Genomic DNA, 18,365 nt, shown 5'->3' with positions numbered 1-18,365 from the left:
GCGGCAAGCAGATACCGACAACAAAGCGCGAGTGATGATTCTGCGCATCACCCTAGCTTGTTGCGAATAATTCGCAAGTAAGACATTGCGATCCTGGTGATTCGCGTCAGGCGAGGCTGAAGCCGGCGCGGGTCAGGTCGGCGGGAAAGCGATCCCCCGCGAGATAGGCATTCTCGTGCTCGCGCGGCGCGTGGACGGGATCAGCCCGCCTCAGCGGGTCATCGACATAGCCGGGATGGACCATGACCAGCGAACCGTCGGGGAGACCATCGAGAAAGCGCGGGAAGATGGTCGCGAAATCGGTCGCGCGGCGGAAGTCGTAGGCGCCGGAGAAGGCCGGGTTGGTGGGGATGTGATGGCGGGCGAGGGTTCGTCTGAGGCCGCGCGACAGGGCGGCGATGACGCGTCCCTTGACACCCTCCCCCGCGCCGCGGGGGCCACCGCACTGGCGGATCCAGGCGCCGGACGCGTGGCGCTCGGTCGCCGCGACGACGATGTCGCGGATCGCCGGCAGCAGGTGCGCGTGCTGGTGCCCGTCGACGAAGGCGGGCGGGCGGCCGAAGGCGGCGATGAAAGCCCGCATCTGCGCCTCGACCTCCGCGGTGATCGCAGGCCGGTCGAGACGGCGCAGATGGGCTCGCAACAGCAGGGGCGAGATGCCCTCGGCCATGGCGAAGCGCGGTGCGGTCAAGGGGCTGAGGCCGCCGGTCAGCGTCACATGCAGGCCGATCTGGAAGCCGGCCGGGGCGACGGCCAGCAGCCTCCCGGCTTCGGCCGCGAGATCGGGGCCCGGCGTCATAACCGAGGTGGCGTTGAGACGCCCGGCCGCAGCGAGTTCGCGGATCGCACGCGAGACCCCCGGCGCCAGGGCATAGTCGTCGGCGCAGAGGATCAGGCGCTTCATTCCCGGGACTTCCGATCGGGCCGGACGATCAGTCGCCCTGCGCCAGCGGACCGGTCGCCTCGGTCAGTGCAGGCTGATCCGCCGCGCGCTTCAGCACCTGTTCGGCGACGAGATAGACCGGACGTCCCTTCAGCTCGGAGAGGATCTTGCCGATGTATTCGCCGAGCACGCCGATCATGAGCAGTTGCACGCCGCCGATGAAGGTGACGGCGACGAGGACGGAAGGGTAGCCCGGCACGCCGCGGCCGAGCACGACCGTCTCGGCGACGATGTAGAGACCGTAGCAGAAGGCGGCCGCCGCCAGCAGCGCGCCGAGCAGGCTCGCCATCCGCAGCGGGACGATGGAGAACGAGGTCAGCCCCTCGATGGAGAAGGCCAGCAGGCCCCAGAAGCTCCACTTGGCTTCGCCTTGCTGGCGATCGTCCGGCTCGTAGGGAATGCCGATCTGGCGGAAGCCGACCCAGCTCGACAGGCCCTTGAAGAAGCGGCCGCGCTCGGGCAGGCGGCGAAGCGCCGCCGCGGCGCGGGGCGACAGCAGACGGAAGTCGCCGGCATCGGCCGGGATCTTGTGGCGGACGCCGGCATTGACCACGCCATAGAAGGTATTGACGAAGAGCGTGCGCAGGCGCGGCTCGTCGCGGCGGTGCGCCTTGTAGGTGAAGACCACGTCGTAGCCGTCGTCGAGCCAGCGCGACACCAGCGTCTCGGCCACCCGGGTCGGATGCTGGCCGTCGGCATCCATGAAGATGACGGCGCCGTAGCGGGCATGGTCGAGGCCGGCGAGGAGGGCCGCCTCCTTGCCGAAATTGCGCGAGAAGCCGATGACCTGGACGTCGGCGCCCTCGGCCTTCAGCCCCTGCGCCACGGCGAAGGTGCCGTCGCGCGAGCCGTCGTCGACATACAGAATCTCGACCGCGAGGCCCCGCTCGTCCTTCAGCTTGCGGGCGAAAGCCGTCAGCTTGGCATGGGTGTGGGGCAGAGCCTCCGCCTCGTTGTAGGCCGGCACCACGATGGTGAGGCCGAAGGGTGGGGTTTCCGTGCCGGGAAAGGCAATGACGCGCCTGTCGCTGATACTCATGAGGTCCACGGCCCGCAGCCGCTCCTGAAACAGAGGGTCATGATACCGCAGTTCACGTCGCCGTGAAGAGTGATCCTGCATCATGGTCACCACGCGCCGGCTGTTTCATGACGCAAAAGCGTGTAGACGACGGCCCCAGGATGAATGACGGACAACAGAGACCTGCCGGCACGCTGCGCGCGATGCTGCTTCGCGAGGGACGCAAGATGCTGTCCTTCGGGCTGATCGGCGCCATCAACGGGGTGGTGAACTACGTCATCACCGTCGGCGTGACCCTGTTCGCGCTGACGCCGATGGGCCTTGCCACCAACGACGTCGCCCTCGGCCTCGCCAAGGCGCTGGGCTGGGCCGTCGCGGTGTCGAACTCCTACCTGTTCAACACGCTCTTCACGTTTTCCCGCGAGAGCGGCGGCCGCCTGTCCTGGTCGACCTACCTGCGCTTCGTCGCCTCGGGAACGGTGGGTCTCGCCGTCGAGGTGCTGAGCTTCCTCTTCGCAGTGCGCTACCTGCCGCTGGCGCTCGCCGCCATCGTGCCGATCGGCCTCGCCTTCGTCGCCAACTTCACCATGGCACGGATCTTCGTGTTTTCCTCGGGTGGCCGATAGACGCCATTCGGGTGGCCGACAGACGCCCTTGGGCAGCAAAGGCGGCCCACCCGTTCGCGGGGCTTTTCAAGGCACCGCGGATCGGCTGTTCTCGCCACGACCGATCCACCAGCGAGACCGCCGATGTCGTCGATCCCTTCCCGCCCCGTGCCGCGCCCGCGCAGCGACTTCCGCTGGTTCCTGCCGATCCAGACGCGCTGGTCCGACAACGACCAGTACGGTCACCTGAACAACGTCATCTACTATTCCTATTTCGACACGGCAGTGAACGTGTTCCTGATCGAAGAGGCCGGCATGCAGCCCCTCGTCAGCCCCTGGATGGGGCTCGTCGTCGACACGCGCTGCTCATACTTCGCGCCGGCGGGCTATCCCGACGCGCTGGAGGCCGGCCTCACCTTCGGCGAGCGCGGCCGGTCGAGCCTGCGCTACGAGATCGGCATCTTCCTCAAGGGCGGCGAGGCGACCATCGCCCACGGCCATTTCGTCCATGTCTATGTGGATGCGCAGAACCGCCGGCCGATTCCGCTGCCTGAAAGCCTCGCCGCCGCCATCGCGCGCCTCGGCTGAGCTCTCCTTGCGACAGCCTGCCTTATTTGCGCTATGGATCGCCTCTACCGTTCCCCCAAATCGCTGATTCATGACACTTCGCACCTTCCCCCGGCTGTTCAGTGCCGCGCTCCTCGGCGCCGCGATGTCGCTCGTCTCCGGCCAGGCCGGGGCGCAGGCTCCCGTCATGGAGGCTCCTGCGGCAGCGCAACCGGCACCGGCAGCCCCTGTCCCCGCTCCCGCTGAGCCCGCGCCCGCGAGCCCGACGGCTCAGGCCCCGGCCGATGGCGCCCAGCCCGCCCGCGCGGCTCCGCCCGCCCGCCCCCGGCCGCCGCGCCCGCCTCCGCCGCCGCGGGTCACGGCCATCTCCTCCGACCCGCAGCCGACCTACGGTCCGCAGACCGTGGCGGCGACGCAGGCTGCGCTCGCGACCTATCGCCAGATCGCCCAGCGCGGCGGCTGGGGCACGCTGCCGACGAACCTGAGACTGAACAAGGGCGCGCGCGGCGCAGCGGTCGTCCTGCTGAAGCAGCGCCTGGCCGCCGAGGGCGACCTCTCCCCCGCGCTCGTGACGGGCGATCTCTTCGACGACGCCACGATGCAGGCGGTGCAACGCTTCCAGCGCCGTGTCGGCCTGGTCGCCTCCGGGCTCGTCGCGGGTGCAACGATACGCCAGCTCAACATTCCGGCCGAAGTGCGGGTCAGGGCGCTGGAGAAGTCGCTCGAGCGGCTGGCCGACAGCCGCTTCGCCTTCGGCCAGCGCTACGTCATCGTCAACATTCCGGCCGCCGCGGCGGAAGCGATCGAGGGCGGCGTCGTCCGCCGCCGCCACGTCGTCATCGTGGGCAAGCAGGCGCACGCCTCGCCCATGGTCGAGACGCGGCTGACGGTGGTGAATTTCAACCCGACCTGGACAATCCCCACGTCGATCATCAAGCGCGATATCATTCCGCGCATGCGCCGCAATCCGGCAACCCTCGCCAACATGCGCGTGCGCATGCTCGACCGCTCGGGCAACGAGGTGAACCCTGCGACCATCGACTGGTCGACGGAACGCGCCGTGAACTACACGCTGCGGCAGGATGCGGGTGCCGGCAATTCGCTCGGACGCGTGCGCATCGACATGCCGAACACGGAAGCGGTGTTCATGCACGACACACCGTCGCGCGGCCTGTTCCAGTCCGACAGCCGCTCGTTGTCGTCCGGCTGCGTGCGCGTCGCCGACGTCTCCGACTTCGTCACATGGCTGCTCGCCCCGCAGGGCTTCACCAAGGAGCAGGTCGTTCAGGGCATGACGCAGACGCAGCGCCGCGACGTACGTCTCACCCAGGCCGTTCCGGTCGCCTGGGTCTATCTCACGGGTTGGTCGGCGCCGGATGGCACCGTGCAGTTCCGCGACGACATCTATGGCTGGGATGCCCCGGGTGCGCCGCCGCAGCGCGTCGTCAGGCCGGCCGAGCGCCCGCCGCAGGCACCGGCGCAGATCGCACCGCAGGTGCAACAGGCTCCGCCGCCGCAGCCGAACTTCTTCGAGAGCATCTTCGGCGGACCGCGGGGCACGCCGTCGGCCGACGCCCGCTACTGAGCCGGCCATGCCGCTGGCGAACCGCGTCGATGCGTTCGGGGCGATCGCGGCGGTGCCGGAGCGCGGACTGTTCCTCGGCAACCGTGGCGGACGATTCCATCGTGACGACAAGACGATCGGGGTGAGGCAATGGGCCTCGCGGCAATGGATCTGCTGCGTGTTGTCGTTCAAGGGCCGGCGGCGGTTCCCCCTGATGGGCCGGGGTTACACCGAGCTCTTCTTCCTCGACGAGGTGACGGCGCTGGCCGCCGGCCATCGCCCCTGCTTCGAATGCCGGCGCGCCGATGCGACCCGCTTTGCCGCCGCCTGGGGACGGGCGCAAGGGCTGGCGAGACCACCAAGCGCTCCGGAGATGGATGCGGTGCTGCATGGCGAGCGGCTGGCGGGGCGGGAGAAGCGCATGTGGCGCACCGAGGCCGCCGGATTGCCGGACGGCACCATGATCGCGATCGGAGGCGAGGCTTTCGCCTTGCGCGGCGACGCCATGCTGCCCTGGTCCTTCGCCGGCTATTCCCCTGCCCTGCCACGGCCTGTGCGCGAGGTCGATGTGCTCGCGCCGCCATCGACCATCGCCGTGCTGCGCGAGGGTTTCGCACCGGTCTGGCATCCGACCGCTGACTGAAGAAGGCACTGCAGATCGCAAGTGCGTCCTTCGAGGCTCGCCACCGGACGATGCTGAAGCATCGCCCCGGGGCTCGCACCTCAGGATGAGGAGGTTAGTTTCCTGCGGGAAGGCGAACGCGCGAGGCATGTTCACGCACAATGCCAACCTCACCCTCCTCATCCTGAGGTGCGAGCAAAGCGAGCCTCGAAGGACGCACTTGGGTCGTGCAGGTGGCCTGGCCCAACCAACCACTCTCAGAACAGCCCCTCGATCAGCCCGTCGGCATTGACGTGGATCGCCTCTGCCGCAGGGAGTTTCGGCAAGCCCGGCATGGTCATGATCTCCCCGCAGATGGCGACGACGAAGCCGGCGCCGGCTGCGAGCCGCACCTCGCGCACCGGCACCGTATGGCCGATCGGCGCGCCGAGCAGGGTCGGGTCGGCAGAGAAGGAATATTGCGTCTTCGCCATGCAGACCGGCAGGTGGCCGAAGCCCGCGGCCTCGAAGGCCCTGAGGTCAGCCGCGGCCTTCGGCGCGATGGCGATGTCGTCGGCGCGGTAGATGCGGGTGGCGATGGAGAGGATCTTGCCTTCGAGCGACAGGCTGTCCGGGTAGATCGGCTGGAAATGGACAGTGCCCCCCTCGCAGAGCGCGACGACCTTGCGGGCGAGGTCTTCGGCCCCGACCGCACCCTCGGCCCAGTGGCGGCACTGGACCGCCTCGACGCCGAACTCCTCGTGGCAGATGTCGGCAATGAGCCGGTGCTCCGCCTCGGTGTCGGACGTGAAATGGTTGATGGCGACGACGACGGGCACGCCGAAGGCGCGGACGTTTTCCACGTGCCGGCCGAGGTTGACGATGCCGGCCCGCAGGGCCTCGAGGTTCTCACGCGCCAGATCCGCCTTGGCGACGCCACCGTTCATCTTCAGCGCGCGGACGGTGGCGACGATCACCGCGGCGTCCGGCTTCAGACCCGCCTTGCGGCACTTGATGTCGAAGAACTTCTCCGCCCCGAGATCTGCGCCGAAGCCGGCTTCCGTCACCACGTAGTCGCCGAGCTTCAGCGCCGCGCGGGTCGCGATGACCGAGTTGCAGCCATGGGCGATGTTGGCGAAGGGGCCGCCGTGGATGAGGGCCGGCGAGCCCTCGATGGTCTGCACGAGGTTCGGCTTGATGGCGTCCTTGAGCAGCGCCGCCATGGCGCCAGCGGCGTTGAGCTGGCCTGCGGTGACCGGTTTCCTGTCGCGCGTGTAGGCGACGACGATGCGCGCCAGCCGCTCCTCGAGATCGGCGAGATCGCTGGCGAGGCAGAAGCAGGCCATGACCTCGGAGGCCACCGTGATGTCGAAGCCGTCCTCGCGCGCGAAGCCGTTGCCGCCGCCGCCGAGACCGTTGACGATGGAGCGCAGCGCCCGGTCGTTCATGTCGAGCACGCGGCGCCAGACGATGCGGCGCGTGTCGATTCCGAGGGAGTTGCCCCAGTAGACGTGGTTGTCGACGAGGGCGGCGAGAAGGTTGTGCGCCGAGGTGATGGCGTGGAAATCGCCGGTGAAGTGGAGGTTGATCGCCTCCATGGGCAGCACCTGCGCCTTGCCGCCGCCGGTGGCGCCGCCCTTGGTGCCGAAGACCGGGCCGAGGGAGGGCTCGCGCAGGGCGATGACGGCGCGCTTGCCGATGCGGTTGAGGCCATCGCCGAGGCCGACGGTGGTCGTGGTCTTGCCCTCGCCGGCCGGGGTCGGGTTGATCGCCGTGACGAGGACCAGCTTGCCGTCTGGCTTGTTCTTCAGGCTGTTCAGGTAATCCGCATCGAGCTTGGCGATGTACTTGCCGTAGGGCTCCAGCGCATCGGCCGGAATGCCGGCCGCGGCGGCGACCTCGGCGATCGGGCGGAGGGTCGCGGCGCGGGCGACGGCGAGGTCATGGGACATGAGCGATGAACTGCGCTGGAGAATGACAGGGTTCGTGCTAGGTGCGGGGCGCGATTAAAGCGACCACGGCCGTGCTGGCAAGGGGACAGGTCTTGTGCGCGGCCGCAGGATCACAGGAAGACGCTTCCGGGAGGCGACGACATGGCCGAAGGCAGTCTGATCGGGGTGGACTGGGGCACCACGTCCTTTCGCGCCGCGCTGATGGATGGCGGCGGCGCCATCCTCGACCGCATGGCGAACCAGGACGGCCTTCTCTCCGTGCCCGGCCGCGACTTCGAGGCTGTCCTGGAACGGTCCATCGGCGGGTGGGACCCGGCCTGCGGCCTGCCGGTGATCGCTTCCGGCATGGTGACGAGCCGCACGGGATGGGTCGAGACGCCCTATCTCCGCTGCCCGGCCGGCGCGGACGACCTCGCCGGGGCGCTGGCGCGGCTGACCACGGCGAAGGGCCGCCGCATCGTCTTCGTGACCGGACTGTCGTTCCGCCATGGTGACGGCGCACCGGACGTCATGCGCGGCGAAGAGACGCAGATCGCCGGGCTCGATCTCAAGGGCACGCGCCTCGCCGTCATGCCCGGCACGCATTCAAAGTGGGTGCGGGTCACGGATGGCCGCATCACGGCCTTCCGTTCCGCCATGACGGGCGACGCCTTCGCGGCCCTGAAGGACCATACCGTGCTGAAACTGACGACGGCGGACTGGGCGCCGTCGCCCGAGGCCTTCGCTGCGGGCGCGGCCATCGGCGCGGCGGACGGCGGGGCGGGCCTCCTCGGCAAGCTGTTCCGGCAGCGGGCGGGAAGCCTGATGGGCGACTTCCCGGCGAACGAGACCGCCGAGCGGCTGTCTGGTCTGCTGATCGGGGCCGAGATCGCCGAGGCGCAGAGCTTCGCGCCGGATGTCGGCGGACCTGTCGTCATTGTCGGCGGCGAGGCTCTGGCAGCGCGCTATGCGGAGGCGCTTGACGTGCTCGGCATCGCCCACGAGACGGCCCCGGCCGATGCGGCCTTTGCCGGGCAGTACCGGATCGCAAAGGCGGCGGGGCTGGTGTGAGAGACCATGCCGACCGATCGGGTTTTAGGATTATTGTCCTTGACAGCGTGACGCTGATCCGTTAGATTTCGGCCATGTTCGACGATTGCGCCCGGTGGCACCCAGGGTCCTGCATCGTCACGCTCATTCCATCCCCGGCTTGCCCTGCCGCATCTTCTTGACGCCGGAGCGCTTCTGCTTGCCCTCCAGCCGCCGCTCCTTCGAGGCGCGGGTGGGTTTTGTCGCGATGCGCCGCTTCGGGCGCACGGCCGCCTTGGCCACGATCTCGACGAGGCGTGCCAGCGCATCCTCGCGGTTCATGTCCTGCGAGCGGAAGCGGTCGGCCTGGATGATGATGACGCCGTCCTTGGTCAGGCGCGAGCCGGCGAGCGGCACGAGGCGCGCCTTGATGTCGGGGGGCATCGCGGCGGACGCGAGATTGAACCTCAGTTCGCAGGCCGTCGACACCTTGTTGACGTTCTGGCCGCCCGGGCCCGAGGCGCGCACGAACGTGTAGGTGATGTCGTCCGGGTTCAGGTCGAGGAAGGGCGTGACGGGGATCGGATCGGCCATGATGCACGCATTGTCGCAGTGCCCGCCGTGCGCAACAAGCCGAAGCCGGTGGCGCCTTGCACAACCGAAGTGCGTCCTTCGAGGCTCGGCCGTTCGGCCTCGCACCTCAGGATGAGGGAGGTGGTGATTTGCACCCCGGGTGAATGACGATGGAGCGCATACCGTCACCTGACGCCGATGCCACTCACGACCCTCCTCATCCTGAGGTGCGCGCCTCCGGCGATGCGACAGCATCGTCCGGTGGCGAGCCTCGAAGGACGCACTTGCGATGTGCAGCACGGCTCAAAAGCAAAAGACCGCCGGTCTCCCGGCGGCCCTTCAACACGAAGAGTTCAGTCCGTCTGCCGCCTCACGCCGCCTTGGCGCGGGCGTCGAGCTTCGCCAGGCGGTCGAACAGGTAGTCGACTTCGGCCCGCGCCTTGGCCGAAAGCGGGGCGCTCGGCTTGCGCTGGGCGTCGGAGGCGATGACGCCGCGCTTCTTCAGGAGATACTTGCGCACGGCGAGACCTGCGCCCGGCTGTTGCTCGTAGCGGATGAGCGGCAGGTGAGCGTCGAAGAGGTCGTGGGCGGCATCGCGCTTGCCGGCCTTCTGCAGTCTCACCACGTCGACCAGCATGTCGGGGAAGGCATAGCCGGTCATGGCGCCGTCGGCGCCGCGCTCGCATTCGAAGTCAAGGAAGAGGCCGCCGTTGCCGCAGAGGATCGAGACGTGGCGCAGCGAGCCGTCGGCCTCGAAGCCGCGCAGCGTCGAAATCTTCTCAAGGCCCGGCCAGTCCTCGTGCTTCAGCATGACGCAGGAGGGCAGCTCCTGGATGATCGAGCGGATGACCTTGGGGCTCATCACCACCGAGAAGGTCAGCGGGAAATCCTGGATGCAGAAGGGGATGTCGTCGCCGATCGCGTCCACCGCCTGCTTGTAGTAGCCGAGGATCTGGTCGTCGGTGCGCAGCGTGTTGGGCGGCGCGATCATGACGCCGGCGGCGCCCGCATCCATCACCGTGCGCGCGAGCGCCCGCATGGCGGCAAATCCCGGCGCCGAGACGCCGACGATGACCGGCATGGAGGGCCCGGCGCGCTGGATGATCTGCTTCGAGATCGCGACTGACTCCTCGGCGGCGAGCTTCGGCGCCTCGCCCATGACCCCCAGGATGGTCAGGCCGTCGGCGCCGCAGGCGCGATAGAAATCGACCATGGAATCCGTCGACTTCTCGTCGATCCGGCCGTCGTCCTGGAAGGGCGTCGCCGCGATGACATAGACGCCGCTGGCGGTGGAAAGGTCGATGCCGTTCGCCTTCATGGCTTTTGTCCTCGTCAGGGGAGAGCGTTTCAACGCTGCCGATGGCACAGAACGAGGGTGCCGGTCAAAGCCGGCCGCCGCAAGGCTTCCATGCCGCGCCTCGCGGCCCCTGGAGCGACAATCCGCCGAGCGCGAACTTGAGAAGCCCCCGACAGGCATGATTAGGTCTGGCACGCCGTTCCGCATACGCCCGCCTCGCCGCCAGGCCCCAAGCGCCCGCGGCGAGAGACCCGCGTACCGCCGCCCTGCATCAGGAGACCGTCATGGCCCGCATCGTCACCGTCGCCGCCGCCCAGCTCGGCCCGATCCAGAAGGCCGACAGCCGCGACAGCGTCGTCGCGCGGATGATCGCCCTGATGGAAGAGGCGAAGGCGAAGGGCGCGACCTTCATCGTCTATCCGGAGCTGGCCCTGACCACCTTCTTCCCGCGCTGGTACGAGGAAGACCGCGCGAAGATGGACCACTGGTTCGAGGCCTCCATGCCGAACGCGGCGACGCAGCCGCTGTTCGACAGGGCGAAGGCGCTCGGCATGGCGATGAGCTTCGGCTATGCCGAGCTCACCCCCGACGGCCACCACTTCAACACCTCGATCCTCGTCGACAAGGCGGGCACCATCGTCGGCAAGTACCGCAAGACCCATCTGCCGGGCCATGTCGAGTTCGACACCGAACGCACCCACCAGCATCTCGAGAAGCGCTATTTCGAGCCGGGAGACACCGGCTTCCCGGTGTGGAACTTCGAGGGTGGTCTCGTCGGCATGGCCATCTGCAACGATCGGCGCTGGCCCGAGACCTACCGCGTCATGGGACTGCAGGGCGTCGAGATGGTGGTGCTCGGCTTCAACACGCCGTCGGTCAATTCGCAGCGCGGCAACGAGAAGATCGAGGACCGCCTGTTCCATCATCGCCTGTCCTGTCAGGCCGGCGCCTACCAGAACGCCACCTGGGTGGTGGCGGTGGCGAAGGCCGGCACCGAGGACGGCCATCACTGCATGGGCGGCACGCTCATCGTCGATCCCAACGGCAAGATCGTCGGCGAGATCGACCATGAGGACGACGGCGTGCTGGTGATCCCCTGCGACCTCGACGAGACGACCTTCGGCAAGGACACGATCTTCGACTTCAAGCGCCACCGGCGCGTCGAGCATTACGGCCTCATCACCGAGCGGGTCGGGGTGGGGGAGCCGCTGGGGCGCTGAGGGTCAGACCCTCAGCTTCTTCAGGTGCTGGATGAGGCCGGCGGTCGAGGAATCGAGCCCGCGCATGTCCGCGCTGCGGCCGGCGACCAGCGGCTCGAGCTGCGTCGCCAGTTCCTTGCCGAGTTCGACGCCCCACTGGTCAAAGGCGTTGATCCCCATGATCGCCGCCATGACGAAGACCTTGTGCTCGTAGAGCGCCACGATCATGCCGAGCGTCGCGGGGTCGAGCTTGCGATAGAGGAACGTCGTCGACGGCCGGTCGCCGGTGAAGACGCGATGCGGCGCCAGCGCCTCCGCCTCGGCCCGCGACAGGCCGCGGGCGACGAGCTGGTCGCGCGCTTCCTCGAAGGTCCGCCCCCTCATCAGGGCCTGGCTCTGCGCCAGGCAGTTGGCGATGAGGAGGTCATGATGCTTGCGGCCGCGCTCGTGCGGCGAGGCGGCGATGAGGAAATCCGCCGGCACGACCTCGGTGCCCTGGTGGAGAAGCTGGAAAAAGGCGTGCTGGCCGTTGGTGCCGGGTTCGCCCCAGATGACCGGGCCGGTGGGCCGCGTCACCGCCTTGCCGGACAGCGCGACGCTCTTGCCGAGACTCTCCATGTCGAGTTGCTGGAGATGCGCCGGCAGGCGTGCGAGCCGCTGGTCGTAGGGCAGCACCGCGTGACTGGCATAGCCCCACACATTGCGGTGCCAGATGCCGAGCAGGCCCATGATGACCGGCATGTTGCGGCTGAGAGGCGCGGTGCGGAAATGCTGGTCGACACGCTCGGCGCCTGCGAGGAACGCGGTAAAATGGCGTGGGCCGACGGCGATCATCAGGGAGAGGCCGACCGCCGACCAGACCGAGTAGCGCCCTCCGACCCAGTCCCAGAAGCGGAACATGCTGGCTTCGGGAATGCCGAAGGCGTTGACGGCGGCAAGATTGGTCGAGACCGCCGCGAAATGATGGCCGACCGCGCCATCACCGAGCGTCTGCGTGACCCAGTTCCGCGCCGTCTCCGCGTTGGTCATGGTCTCGACGGTGGTGAAGGTCTTGGAGACGACGACGACCAGCGTACGGGCGGGATCGAGCCCCTTGAGCGTGTCGGCGATATGGGCGCCGTCCACGTTGGAGACGAAGCGCACAGCAAGGCCGCGCTTCGCATAGGGCGAGAGCGCCTGCGCCGCCATGGCAGGGCCGAGGTCCGATCCGCCGATGCCGATATTGACCACCGTGGTGAAGCGCTTGCCGGTCGCCCCGCGCAGCGCTCCGGAGCGGACGGCCTCGGCGAAGGCGAAGCAGCGCTCACGCTCGGCGGCGACCTCGGGCATGACGTCGCGGCCGTCGGTGAGGATCGGCGCGCCGGACAGGTTGCGCAGCGCCACGTGCAGCACGGCGCGGTCCTCGGTCGTGTTGATGCGCGCGCCGGCGAACATGGCGTCGCGCTTCTCCTCGACGCCGGACGCCTTGGCCAGATCGACGAGCAGCTTAATGGTAGCCGGCACGACGCGGGTCTTCGACCAGTCCATCAGCATCGGACCGAGCTTCAGGGAGAGGCGCGAGAACCGTCGGGGGTCCTCCTCGAAGGTCTCCCTCAGCGACATCATCATCAGCGCGCGGCGATGGGTCTCGAGGGCCTCGAAGGCGCGGGCGACGGCGTCGGTCATGGCAGGAGGGGTCCCGTGGGGCATGCGGCAGAGGGCGCGACCATCGTCGGCCATCATGACCAGATCATGATCGAGGCGCCGGCGCCGCGAAAGCCGCAAAGGCGGTGACGATCCGCTCATAGACATGGCGCTTGTAGGGAACGACGAGGGCGGGGATCCGTTCCAGCCGCTCCCAGCGCCAGGCGTCGAATTCGACGGGCTCGCCCGGCGCCGCGCCTGTCACGTCGATCTCCGAATCGCTGCCGGCAAAGCGGAAGGCGAGCCATGTCTGGCTCTGCCCGCGCCAGCGGCCGAGGCGGTGCGGCGGGCCATGGTAGGGCGGCCAGTCATAGGTGACCTCGCCTTCCATCCGGCCGAGGATGACGGCGCTGCTGACGCCGGTTTCCTCGAACAGTTCGCGGAGCGCCGCAGCCTCGATGTCCTCGCCAGGATCGATGCCGCCCTGGGGCAGCTGCCATTCATGGCCGGGCGCGATCACCTCGGGTCCGTCGTCGCCGATGCGGCGGGCGATCAGCACCCGGCCGCGGGCGTCGAACAGCGCGACACCGACATTGCGACGATAGGGGCGTTCATCGTCAGCCATGGTCCTAAACACGTCAGCGCGTGGAAAGCGCCGGCAACTCGGCGGAGGCAAGCTCGGCAGTCGCATAGAGCACGACCAGGGCGAAGAGGAACTGCCGACCGCTGGAGCGATGCAGCGCATCGCCGGCCAGTACGTCGCCGCGCTCCATCAGCCGCACATGCTTGAACCGGCAGGCGAGCGCGCCGAGCAGCATGGCCGCGACGAAGACGGACTTGGCGATCATCGTCCCGCCATAGCCCGATCGAATCCAGGCGGTGGGCGCCCCGGCGAAGAGGAGGGCCAGGACCGACCCGGCCGCCACGGTGAGAACCGCGAAGACCAGGGCGTGACGGGACCAGGCGAGGATCGCCTCCGCCGCCGAGCGCGGATCGCGGCGCAATGCGACGTTGCGCAGGGGCAGCAGGCTGCCGACCCAGAAGGCCGCGGCAAAGACGTGGACGACACCGAGCGCCAGCACCTCTTGCCGCATGCGATGCCCCTCGCCATGGCCAGACAGCGCCAGCCCGATGGCGATCAGCAGCGCGCCGGCCGTTGCGATACCCGCGCCCCAAGTGGCGCGCACGCGGGAGAACAGTACGAGGCCGAGCCCGGCCGCCACGATGAGCGAGGCTTCGCCGAAGGCCGACCGGGCGATCTGGGAATAGAGTTGCCAGCGCGCCATGCCCTCGCGGGCGCCGGAGAGCTCGATGGCGCGGAACGGCCAGAGGGCCGCGCCGCCGATCAGCGCGAGAAAAACGAAGACCACGGTCCAGCGCCGCGCCGCCCGCGCCTCGTCTGCAGTCAGCCGCTCGCTCAGAAAGACGAGGAACAGCGCGGAGCCTGCGGCCCCCAGGGCGCCGATCGTGGCGACGGCGCGCACGACCACCGCCAGTCCCCGCACCGGATCGCCCGCACCTTGCCAGAATTCGAGAATCATCGTCCGCGCCCCGCCTTCAGCTTTGGCGACGGCGGAACCTCCATGCAAGGGCCGCCGTCGCGCCGAAGGAGGCGATGGAGATGACGAAGAGCAGCCAGAAGCCGGCAACGGGTCCCGCAACGTCCAGCACCGCAGCATAGGCGGTCGGGGCCGCCGCCGTGACGATGAGGCCGGGTGTCGCGATGGACGCGAGGACGGAGGCGTAGCCGTGCTTGCCGAACAGGACGAGCGGCACCGCCCCCTTCACGATGGTGGCAAGGCCGACCGAGATGCCGAACAGGACGTTGAAGGCGAAGAAGAAGGGGGTCGCGACGCCTCCGACGGCGAGCGGCAGGAAGGCGATGACCATCACTCCCGTGGAGATGTTGGCGAACAGGAACGGGTCGAGGTTCTTGCCCCAGAGAATCTCGGCAAGCCGCCCGAGGGTCTGGAACACGCCGCGCAGCGAGGAGATCCACACCGCCATGGCAGCGCCCATGCCCATGGCGACCACCGCCGGGATGAGGTGAACCGACAGGGCCGTGGTGATGAAGGAGTTGCAGGCCATGGCGATGGTCAGCATCAGGATCGCGAAGGACTTCTGGTCCAGGGGCACCAGCGGTTCCGGATCGGGCTCCGCGGCCCCGTTGCCTTCGGAGCCGCCGATGGGGGCGCCGAAGCGCGGCAGCAGCAGATGGAGCGGGGTGCAGACGAGCAGCACCGAGAGGGCGCAGACCATCCAGGCGCCGCGCCAGCCGATCGCCTCGTTGGCGTAGTGGCAAATCGGCCAGAAGATCGAGGAGGCGAGGCCACCAAACAGGGTCAGCACCGAGATGGGACGGCGCGCCCGCATGCCGTAGATTTCGACCAGCGTGGCGAAGGCCGCATCGTAGAGCGTGAGCCGCGAGGCGAAGCCGAGGACAATCCATGCGGCGATATAGACAACCGGATCATTGACCTGCGACAGCATCCCGAGGCCGATGGCACCGACCACCGAGCCGAGCGTCAGCGTGAAGCGTCCGCCGCGGCGCTGGATCAATCGCGCCACCGGCTTGGACACGATGCCTCCCACCAGCAGCGACAGCGAGAAGCCGGCAAAGATGAAGGTGAAGCTCCAGCCGAGCTCGGCCATCATCGGCTTCGCCAGCACCGAGATACCGTAAAAAATGGTCCCCCAGGAAATGATCTGGGTGAGGCCGAGGGCGGTGATGATGAAGGGGAAGGATGCGCGCATGATGAAGTCGGGATGCTGAACGCGGAAAATGGCCCCGGTCAATCCGGGGCCTTCGCGCTTCAGTCCTGCATTTCCGCAACGCGGACGGCTGGAGGCGCCTTGCCGCAGCAGCCGCCGACGACGGTCCGTCCGTCGTCGGTGCGCCGGTCGGTCGAGCAGACGCCGGTCTCCGGCAGGACGAGACGCACATCGTCCGCCGCCGCCCTGTCGCCGGCCAGATGCGCCACGATGGAGCGCACCTGCTCGTAGCCGGTGGCCATCAGGAAGGTCGGCGCGCGCCCGTAGCTCTTCATGCCGGCGATGAAATAGCCGGCGTCCGGATGGGCGAGAACGGCGTGGCCGTGCGGCCGCACCGTGCCGCAGGAATGCTGGTTCGGATCGATCAGCGGCGCCAGGACCGCGGGGCATTCCAGCGACGGATCGAGCGACAGGCGCAGTTCCGAAGCGATGCCGTGGTCCGGCCGAAAGCCCGTGGCGACCACCAGTTCGTCGACGGGGATGGTCTCGCCGCGATCGGTAACGATGTCGAGCGAGCCCGCCTCCTCGCGCAGACGATCGATGCGGACACCTGTGCGAATGTCGACCCGACCGGATGCCGCGAGCGCGGCGGCCTCTGTCGTCAGCGCACCGCGGGCGGCCAACTGGTCCTTCTCTCCGCCCTGGAAGGCGGTTGCGGCATGATCGGAGCGCAGGAGCCAGGTGACCTCGGTGCCGGGCACCTCGGCGGCGAGGCGGTCGAGATCGACGAGCGTCCCGATCGCCGAATGCCCGGCGCCGAGCACGGCGACGCGCCGTCCGGCGAAACGGCTCCTGTCGCTGCCCCGCACGTCGGGCATGGCGTAGGAGATATGACGCGCCACGGCCGGCACGGTCTCGCCGATCGCGCCGAGCGCGCCGGACCGCGACCGGTTCGGGTTCGTCCAGGTGCCCGAGGCGTCGATGACCGCGCGCGCCAGAACCTCGTCCTCGCCAGTCGCACCCCGGAAGCGCACGACGAAGGGCAGGGCCTGCCTCCCCTCGTCACGCACCCGGTCCGTGCCGACGCGGGCCACCGCGATCACCTCGGCTCCGGTCCGCAGGGACGGCGCGATCGCCGAGTGCGCCGCCAGCGGCGCGAGGTAGCGGGAGACGAGTTCGCCGCCGGTCGGATGGCCATTGCCGGGCGGGCGACGCCATCCGGTCGGCGCAAGCAGCCGCTCGGCTGCTGCCGAGACGTTGAAGAACCAGGGCGAGAACAGGCGCACATGCGCCCACTCGGTCATGGCGCTCGCCGCGGACGGGCCCTTCTCGAGAACGATGAACGGCAGGCCGCGTTCGGCGAGTTCGGCGGCGGCGGCAAGACCGACCGGCCCCGCTCCGAGGACGACAACAGGCAGGTTCGGGGTCATGTCAGTCTCCTTTGATATTTCTGGTTTATTCGAATTATAGGGCAAGCGTTCCAACCGAAGAGGCGGGCTCACGCACAGGCCTCCGTGCGGCAGGCCGGTGCGATGGCGTCGGCGCAGCATTCGTTGACGAGAAAACCGACGAGTTGGTCCATGACGTCGAAATGAGCGCGACAGCGCAGCACCGTCCCCTCGCGCGTCTGTCCGACGAGGCCGCAGGCGCAGAGCTTGGCGAGATGGTGCGAGAGCGTCGAGGCCGGGATGCCGATCGCCTCCTGCAGCTTGCCGACGGGGGCGCCCGCATGACCCGCCCGGACCAGCGCGCGATAGATCGCGAGGCGTGTCGGGTTGCCGAGAGCTTCGAGCCGGCTGGCCTGTGTCAGGATGTCCATGATGCGATGATGCCGGGAGCGCGCATCGCCGTCAATCGATATTTCGAGAATTATCGAACTTATAACCCCCGTCAGCAGCCGTGAAAGCCCGCGCCGGGGATCGGCGCCAGCATGAGGATACCGAGGATGCGGGGCGCGCGCGCCGGTTCCATGACGATGGCGGCGCCCTCCGGAAAGGCCCTGCCCCCGACCGGCCCGCCGAACAGCATGATCGCCGGGGTGCGGTGGCCGACGAGGATGCGGTTGGACCCCGAGGGCACCGGCTCCGCCATCAGGCGGCGATGTTCATCGAGCACCCAGGCAAGGCGCGCGCCGGCAAAGTCATCCGCCGTCAGCCCGTCGACGACCGCGACATCCGCCACACCGAAGGCCTCCTCGGCCGTGTCCCGGGCGCGATAGACAGGGCCGGCGAGGACGGGCCGCTGGACAGGAATGGCCAGCCTGACGAAGGCTTCACCGATGCGCCGCGACTGCTCGCGCCCGCGGGCCGAGATGTTGCGCTGGCCGGCGCGATCTCCGAGACGGAACGAGACATCGCAGGGCATTCCGGCGGTGTCGGCATGGCGGAAGAAGAGGACCAAACCACCACGGCGGAGGCGCTCGACCAGCCGTTGTCCATCCGGATCCTCGACGGTGACCGGCGACAGTTCCTGCGCCCCGGCCGGGATGCCGGCGGACAGCAGGACGAGCAGGGCCGCGACCACTCCCGGGCTGGACCGGCGGCGGACGAAACAGCACTTTGCGAGGGCGCGCGCCGGCGAGGTCATGACCTTCCATAGACCGCCCGTCAGACGCAGGCGACGCGATGCAGGGTCGCACAGGCGCTTGCCTTCGCTCCCGAAGGCGATAGACAGATCGCCTCGACCAACGGGCGCAAACGACGC

The 18,365-nt window shown here is 68.7% G+C and carries 18 protein-coding genes; 6 read left to right on the top strand and 12 right to left on the bottom strand.

The window, feature by feature from the left end; genetic code table 11:
* Positions 1 to 106: 106 nt before the first annotated feature.
* Both ACJ4V0_RS01255 and ACJ4V0_RS01250 read right to left on the bottom strand, forming a co-directional pair.
* The gene (locus ACJ4V0_RS01255; protein ID WP_448297727.1) at positions 107 to 904 is read right to left on the bottom strand and encodes a ChbG/HpnK family deacetylase; all 798 of its coding nucleotides are present in this window, start codon (positions 902 to 904) and stop codon (positions 107 to 109) included.
* 28 nt (positions 905 to 932) lie between these two features.
* Positions 933 to 1,982, bottom strand: a complete 1,050-nt coding sequence (locus tag ACJ4V0_RS01250) for a glycosyltransferase family 2 protein (RefSeq protein WP_448297963.1) — start codon at positions 1,980 to 1,982, stop codon at positions 933 to 935.
* A gap of 140 nt (positions 1,983 to 2,122) precedes the next feature.
* Between ACJ4V0_RS01250 and ACJ4V0_RS01245 the strand changes: the two genes are divergently transcribed.
* The 4 genes from ACJ4V0_RS01245 (at position 2,123) to ACJ4V0_RS01230 (ending at position 5,340) form a co-directional block, all read left to right on the top strand.
* On the top strand, positions 2,123 to 2,587 hold the full coding sequence (locus ACJ4V0_RS01245) for a GtrA family protein (RefSeq protein WP_448297726.1): 465 nt from the start codon (positions 2,123 to 2,125) through the stop codon (positions 2,585 to 2,587).
* 123 nt (positions 2,588 to 2,710) lie between these two features.
* Positions 2,711 to 3,154, top strand: a complete 444-nt coding sequence (locus ACJ4V0_RS01240) for an acyl-CoA thioesterase (protein WP_448297725.1) — start codon at positions 2,711 to 2,713, stop codon at positions 3,152 to 3,154.
* Positions 3,155 to 3,224: 70 nt separating this feature from the next.
* Positions 3,225 to 4,718: a L,D-transpeptidase family protein gene (locus tag ACJ4V0_RS01235; protein ID WP_448297724.1), complete on the top strand. Its 1,494-nt coding sequence runs from the start codon at positions 3,225 to 3,227 to the stop codon at positions 4,716 to 4,718.
* A gap of 7 nt (positions 4,719 to 4,725) precedes the next feature.
* Entirely contained in the window at positions 4,726 to 5,340 is a 615-nt protein-coding gene (locus ACJ4V0_RS01230) for a hypothetical protein (RefSeq protein ID WP_448297723.1), read from the top strand.
* Between the two features lie 236 nt (positions 5,341 to 5,576).
* Here ACJ4V0_RS01230 and ACJ4V0_RS01225 read toward each other — a convergent pair whose 3' ends face one another.
* A complete protein-coding gene (locus ACJ4V0_RS01225) occupies positions 5,577 to 7,250 on the bottom strand; it encodes a formate--tetrahydrofolate ligase (RefSeq protein ID WP_448297722.1) in 1,674 nt (557 codons plus the stop codon).
* A 141-nt stretch (positions 7,251 to 7,391) separates the two neighbouring features.
* On the opposite strand from ACJ4V0_RS01225, the gene ACJ4V0_RS01220 reads away from it, so the two are divergent.
* On the top strand, positions 7,392 to 8,300 hold the full coding sequence (locus tag ACJ4V0_RS01220; protein ID WP_448297721.1) for a 2-dehydro-3-deoxygalactonokinase: 909 nt from the start codon (positions 7,392 to 7,394) through the stop codon (positions 8,298 to 8,300).
* Between the two features lie 123 nt (positions 8,301 to 8,423).
* On the opposite strand, the gene arfB is transcribed toward ACJ4V0_RS01220, so the two are convergent.
* Entirely contained in the window at positions 8,424 to 8,852 is a 429-nt protein-coding gene (gene arfB / locus ACJ4V0_RS01215) for an alternative ribosome rescue aminoacyl-tRNA hydrolase ArfB (RefSeq protein ID WP_448297720.1), read from the bottom strand.
* A gap of 349 nt (positions 8,853 to 9,201) precedes the next feature.
* On the bottom strand, positions 9,202 to 10,149 hold the full coding sequence (locus ACJ4V0_RS01210) for a dihydrodipicolinate synthase family protein (protein WP_448297719.1): 948 nt from the start codon (positions 10,147 to 10,149) through the stop codon (positions 9,202 to 9,204).
* Positions 10,150 to 10,412: 263 nt separating this feature from the next.
* Here ACJ4V0_RS01210 and ACJ4V0_RS01205 point away from each other — a divergent pair, with 263 nt between their 5' ends.
* Positions 10,413 to 11,348 carry an N-carbamoyl-D-amino-acid hydrolase gene (locus ACJ4V0_RS01205; protein WP_448297718.1) on the top strand — a complete coding sequence of 312 codons (936 nt, stop codon included), beginning with the start codon at positions 10,413 to 10,415 and terminating at the stop codon, positions 11,346 to 11,348.
* Between the two features lie 3 nt (positions 11,349 to 11,351).
* Here ACJ4V0_RS01205 and pgi read toward each other — a convergent pair whose 3' ends face one another.
* From pgi to ACJ4V0_RS01170, 7 genes are all read right to left on the bottom strand, one after another.
* Positions 11,352 to 12,992 carry a glucose-6-phosphate isomerase gene (pgi, locus tag ACJ4V0_RS01200; RefSeq protein WP_448297717.1) on the bottom strand — a complete coding sequence of 547 codons (1,641 nt, stop codon included), beginning with the start codon at positions 12,990 to 12,992 and terminating at the stop codon, positions 11,352 to 11,354.
* Between the two features lie 64 nt (positions 12,993 to 13,056).
* On the bottom strand, positions 13,057 to 13,575 hold the full coding sequence (locus ACJ4V0_RS01195; RefSeq protein ID WP_448297716.1) for an RNA pyrophosphohydrolase: 519 nt from the start codon (positions 13,573 to 13,575) through the stop codon (positions 13,057 to 13,059).
* 13 nt (positions 13,576 to 13,588) lie between these two features.
* A complete protein-coding gene (locus tag ACJ4V0_RS01190) occupies positions 13,589 to 14,491 on the bottom strand; it encodes a CopD family protein (RefSeq protein ID WP_448297715.1) in 903 nt (300 codons plus the stop codon).
* 16 nt (positions 14,492 to 14,507) lie between these two features.
* Positions 14,508 to 15,704, bottom strand: coding sequence for an MFS transporter (locus tag ACJ4V0_RS01185; protein ID WP_448297714.1), 1,197 nt, complete (start codon positions 15,702 to 15,704; stop codon positions 14,508 to 14,510).
* A gap of 59 nt (positions 15,705 to 15,763) precedes the next feature.
* Positions 15,764 to 17,092: an FAD-dependent oxidoreductase gene (locus tag ACJ4V0_RS01180; RefSeq protein ID WP_448297713.1), complete on the bottom strand. Its 1,329-nt coding sequence runs from the start codon at positions 17,090 to 17,092 to the stop codon at positions 15,764 to 15,766.
* A 68-nt stretch (positions 17,093 to 17,160) separates the two neighbouring features.
* Complete coding sequence (locus ACJ4V0_RS01175) at positions 17,161 to 17,481, bottom strand: ArsR/SmtB family transcription factor (RefSeq protein ID WP_448297712.1); 321 nt, start codon at positions 17,479 to 17,481, stop codon at positions 17,161 to 17,163.
* 71 nt (positions 17,482 to 17,552) lie between these two features.
* On the bottom strand, positions 17,553 to 18,248 hold the full coding sequence (locus tag ACJ4V0_RS01170) for a histidine phosphatase family protein (protein ID WP_448297711.1): 696 nt from the start codon (positions 18,246 to 18,248) through the stop codon (positions 17,553 to 17,555).
* Between the last annotated feature and the right edge of the window lie 117 nt (positions 18,249 to 18,365).

The organism is Phreatobacter aquiterrae (assembly GCF_053471285.1).
Note: the sequence above shows the minus strand (reverse complement) of the source record. Positions and strands in the feature narration are given on the sequence as shown.

Bases quoted from the DNA above. Each gene is read 5' to 3' on its own strand.
- ACJ4V0_RS01210 (WP_448297719.1), bottom strand. From the start codon at position 10,149: ATGAAGGCGAACGGCATCGACCTTTCCACCGCCAGCGGCGTCTATGTC.
- ACJ4V0_RS01195 (WP_448297716.1), bottom strand. From the start codon at position 13,575: ATGGCTGACGATGAACGCCCCTATCGTCGCAATGTCGGTGTCGCGCTG.
- ACJ4V0_RS01250 (WP_448297963.1), bottom strand. From the start codon at position 1,982: ATGAGTATCAGCGACAGGCGCGTCATTGCCTTTCCCGGCACGGAAACC.
- ACJ4V0_RS01190 (WP_448297715.1), bottom strand. From the start codon at position 14,491: ATGATTCTCGAATTCTGGCAAGGTGCGGGCGATCCGGTGCGGGGACTG.
- ACJ4V0_RS01255 (WP_448297727.1), bottom strand. From the start codon at position 904: ATGAAGCGCCTGATCCTCTGCGCCGACGACTATGCCCTGGCGCCGGGG.
- ACJ4V0_RS01180 (WP_448297713.1), bottom strand. From the start codon at position 17,092: ATGACCCCGAACCTGCCTGTTGTCGTCCTCGGAGCGGGGCCGGTCGGT.
- ACJ4V0_RS01230 (WP_448297723.1), top strand. From the start codon at position 4,726: ATGCCGCTGGCGAACCGCGTCGATGCGTTCGGGGCGATCGCGGCGGTG.
- ACJ4V0_RS01220 (WP_448297721.1), top strand. From the start codon at position 7,392: ATGGCCGAAGGCAGTCTGATCGGGGTGGACTGGGGCACCACGTCCTTT.
- ACJ4V0_RS01205 (WP_448297718.1), top strand. From the start codon at position 10,413: ATGGCCCGCATCGTCACCGTCGCCGCCGCCCAGCTCGGCCCGATCCAG.
- ACJ4V0_RS01245 (WP_448297726.1), top strand. From the start codon at position 2,123: ATGAATGACGGACAACAGAGACCTGCCGGCACGCTGCGCGCGATGCTG.
- pgi (WP_448297717.1), bottom strand. From the start codon at position 12,992: ATGACCGACGCCGTCGCCCGCGCCTTCGAGGCCCTCGAGACCCATCGC.
- ACJ4V0_RS01175 (WP_448297712.1), bottom strand. From the start codon at position 17,481: ATGGACATCCTGACACAGGCCAGCCGGCTCGAAGCTCTCGGCAACCCG.
- arfB (WP_448297720.1), bottom strand. From the start codon at position 8,852: ATGGCCGATCCGATCCCCGTCACGCCCTTCCTCGACCTGAACCCGGAC.
- ACJ4V0_RS01235 (WP_448297724.1), top strand. From the start codon at position 3,225: ATGACACTTCGCACCTTCCCCCGGCTGTTCAGTGCCGCGCTCCTCGGC.
- ACJ4V0_RS01185 (WP_448297714.1), bottom strand. From the start codon at position 15,704: ATGCGCGCATCCTTCCCCTTCATCATCACCGCCCTCGGCCTCACCCAG.
- ACJ4V0_RS01225 (WP_448297722.1), bottom strand. From the start codon at position 7,250: ATGTCCCATGACCTCGCCGTCGCCCGCGCCGCGACCCTCCGCCCGATC.
- ACJ4V0_RS01170 (WP_448297711.1), bottom strand. From the start codon at position 18,248: ATGACCTCGCCGGCGCGCGCCCTCGCAAAGTGCTGTTTCGTCCGCCGC.
- ACJ4V0_RS01240 (WP_448297725.1), top strand. From the start codon at position 2,711: ATGTCGTCGATCCCTTCCCGCCCCGTGCCGCGCCCGCGCAGCGACTTC.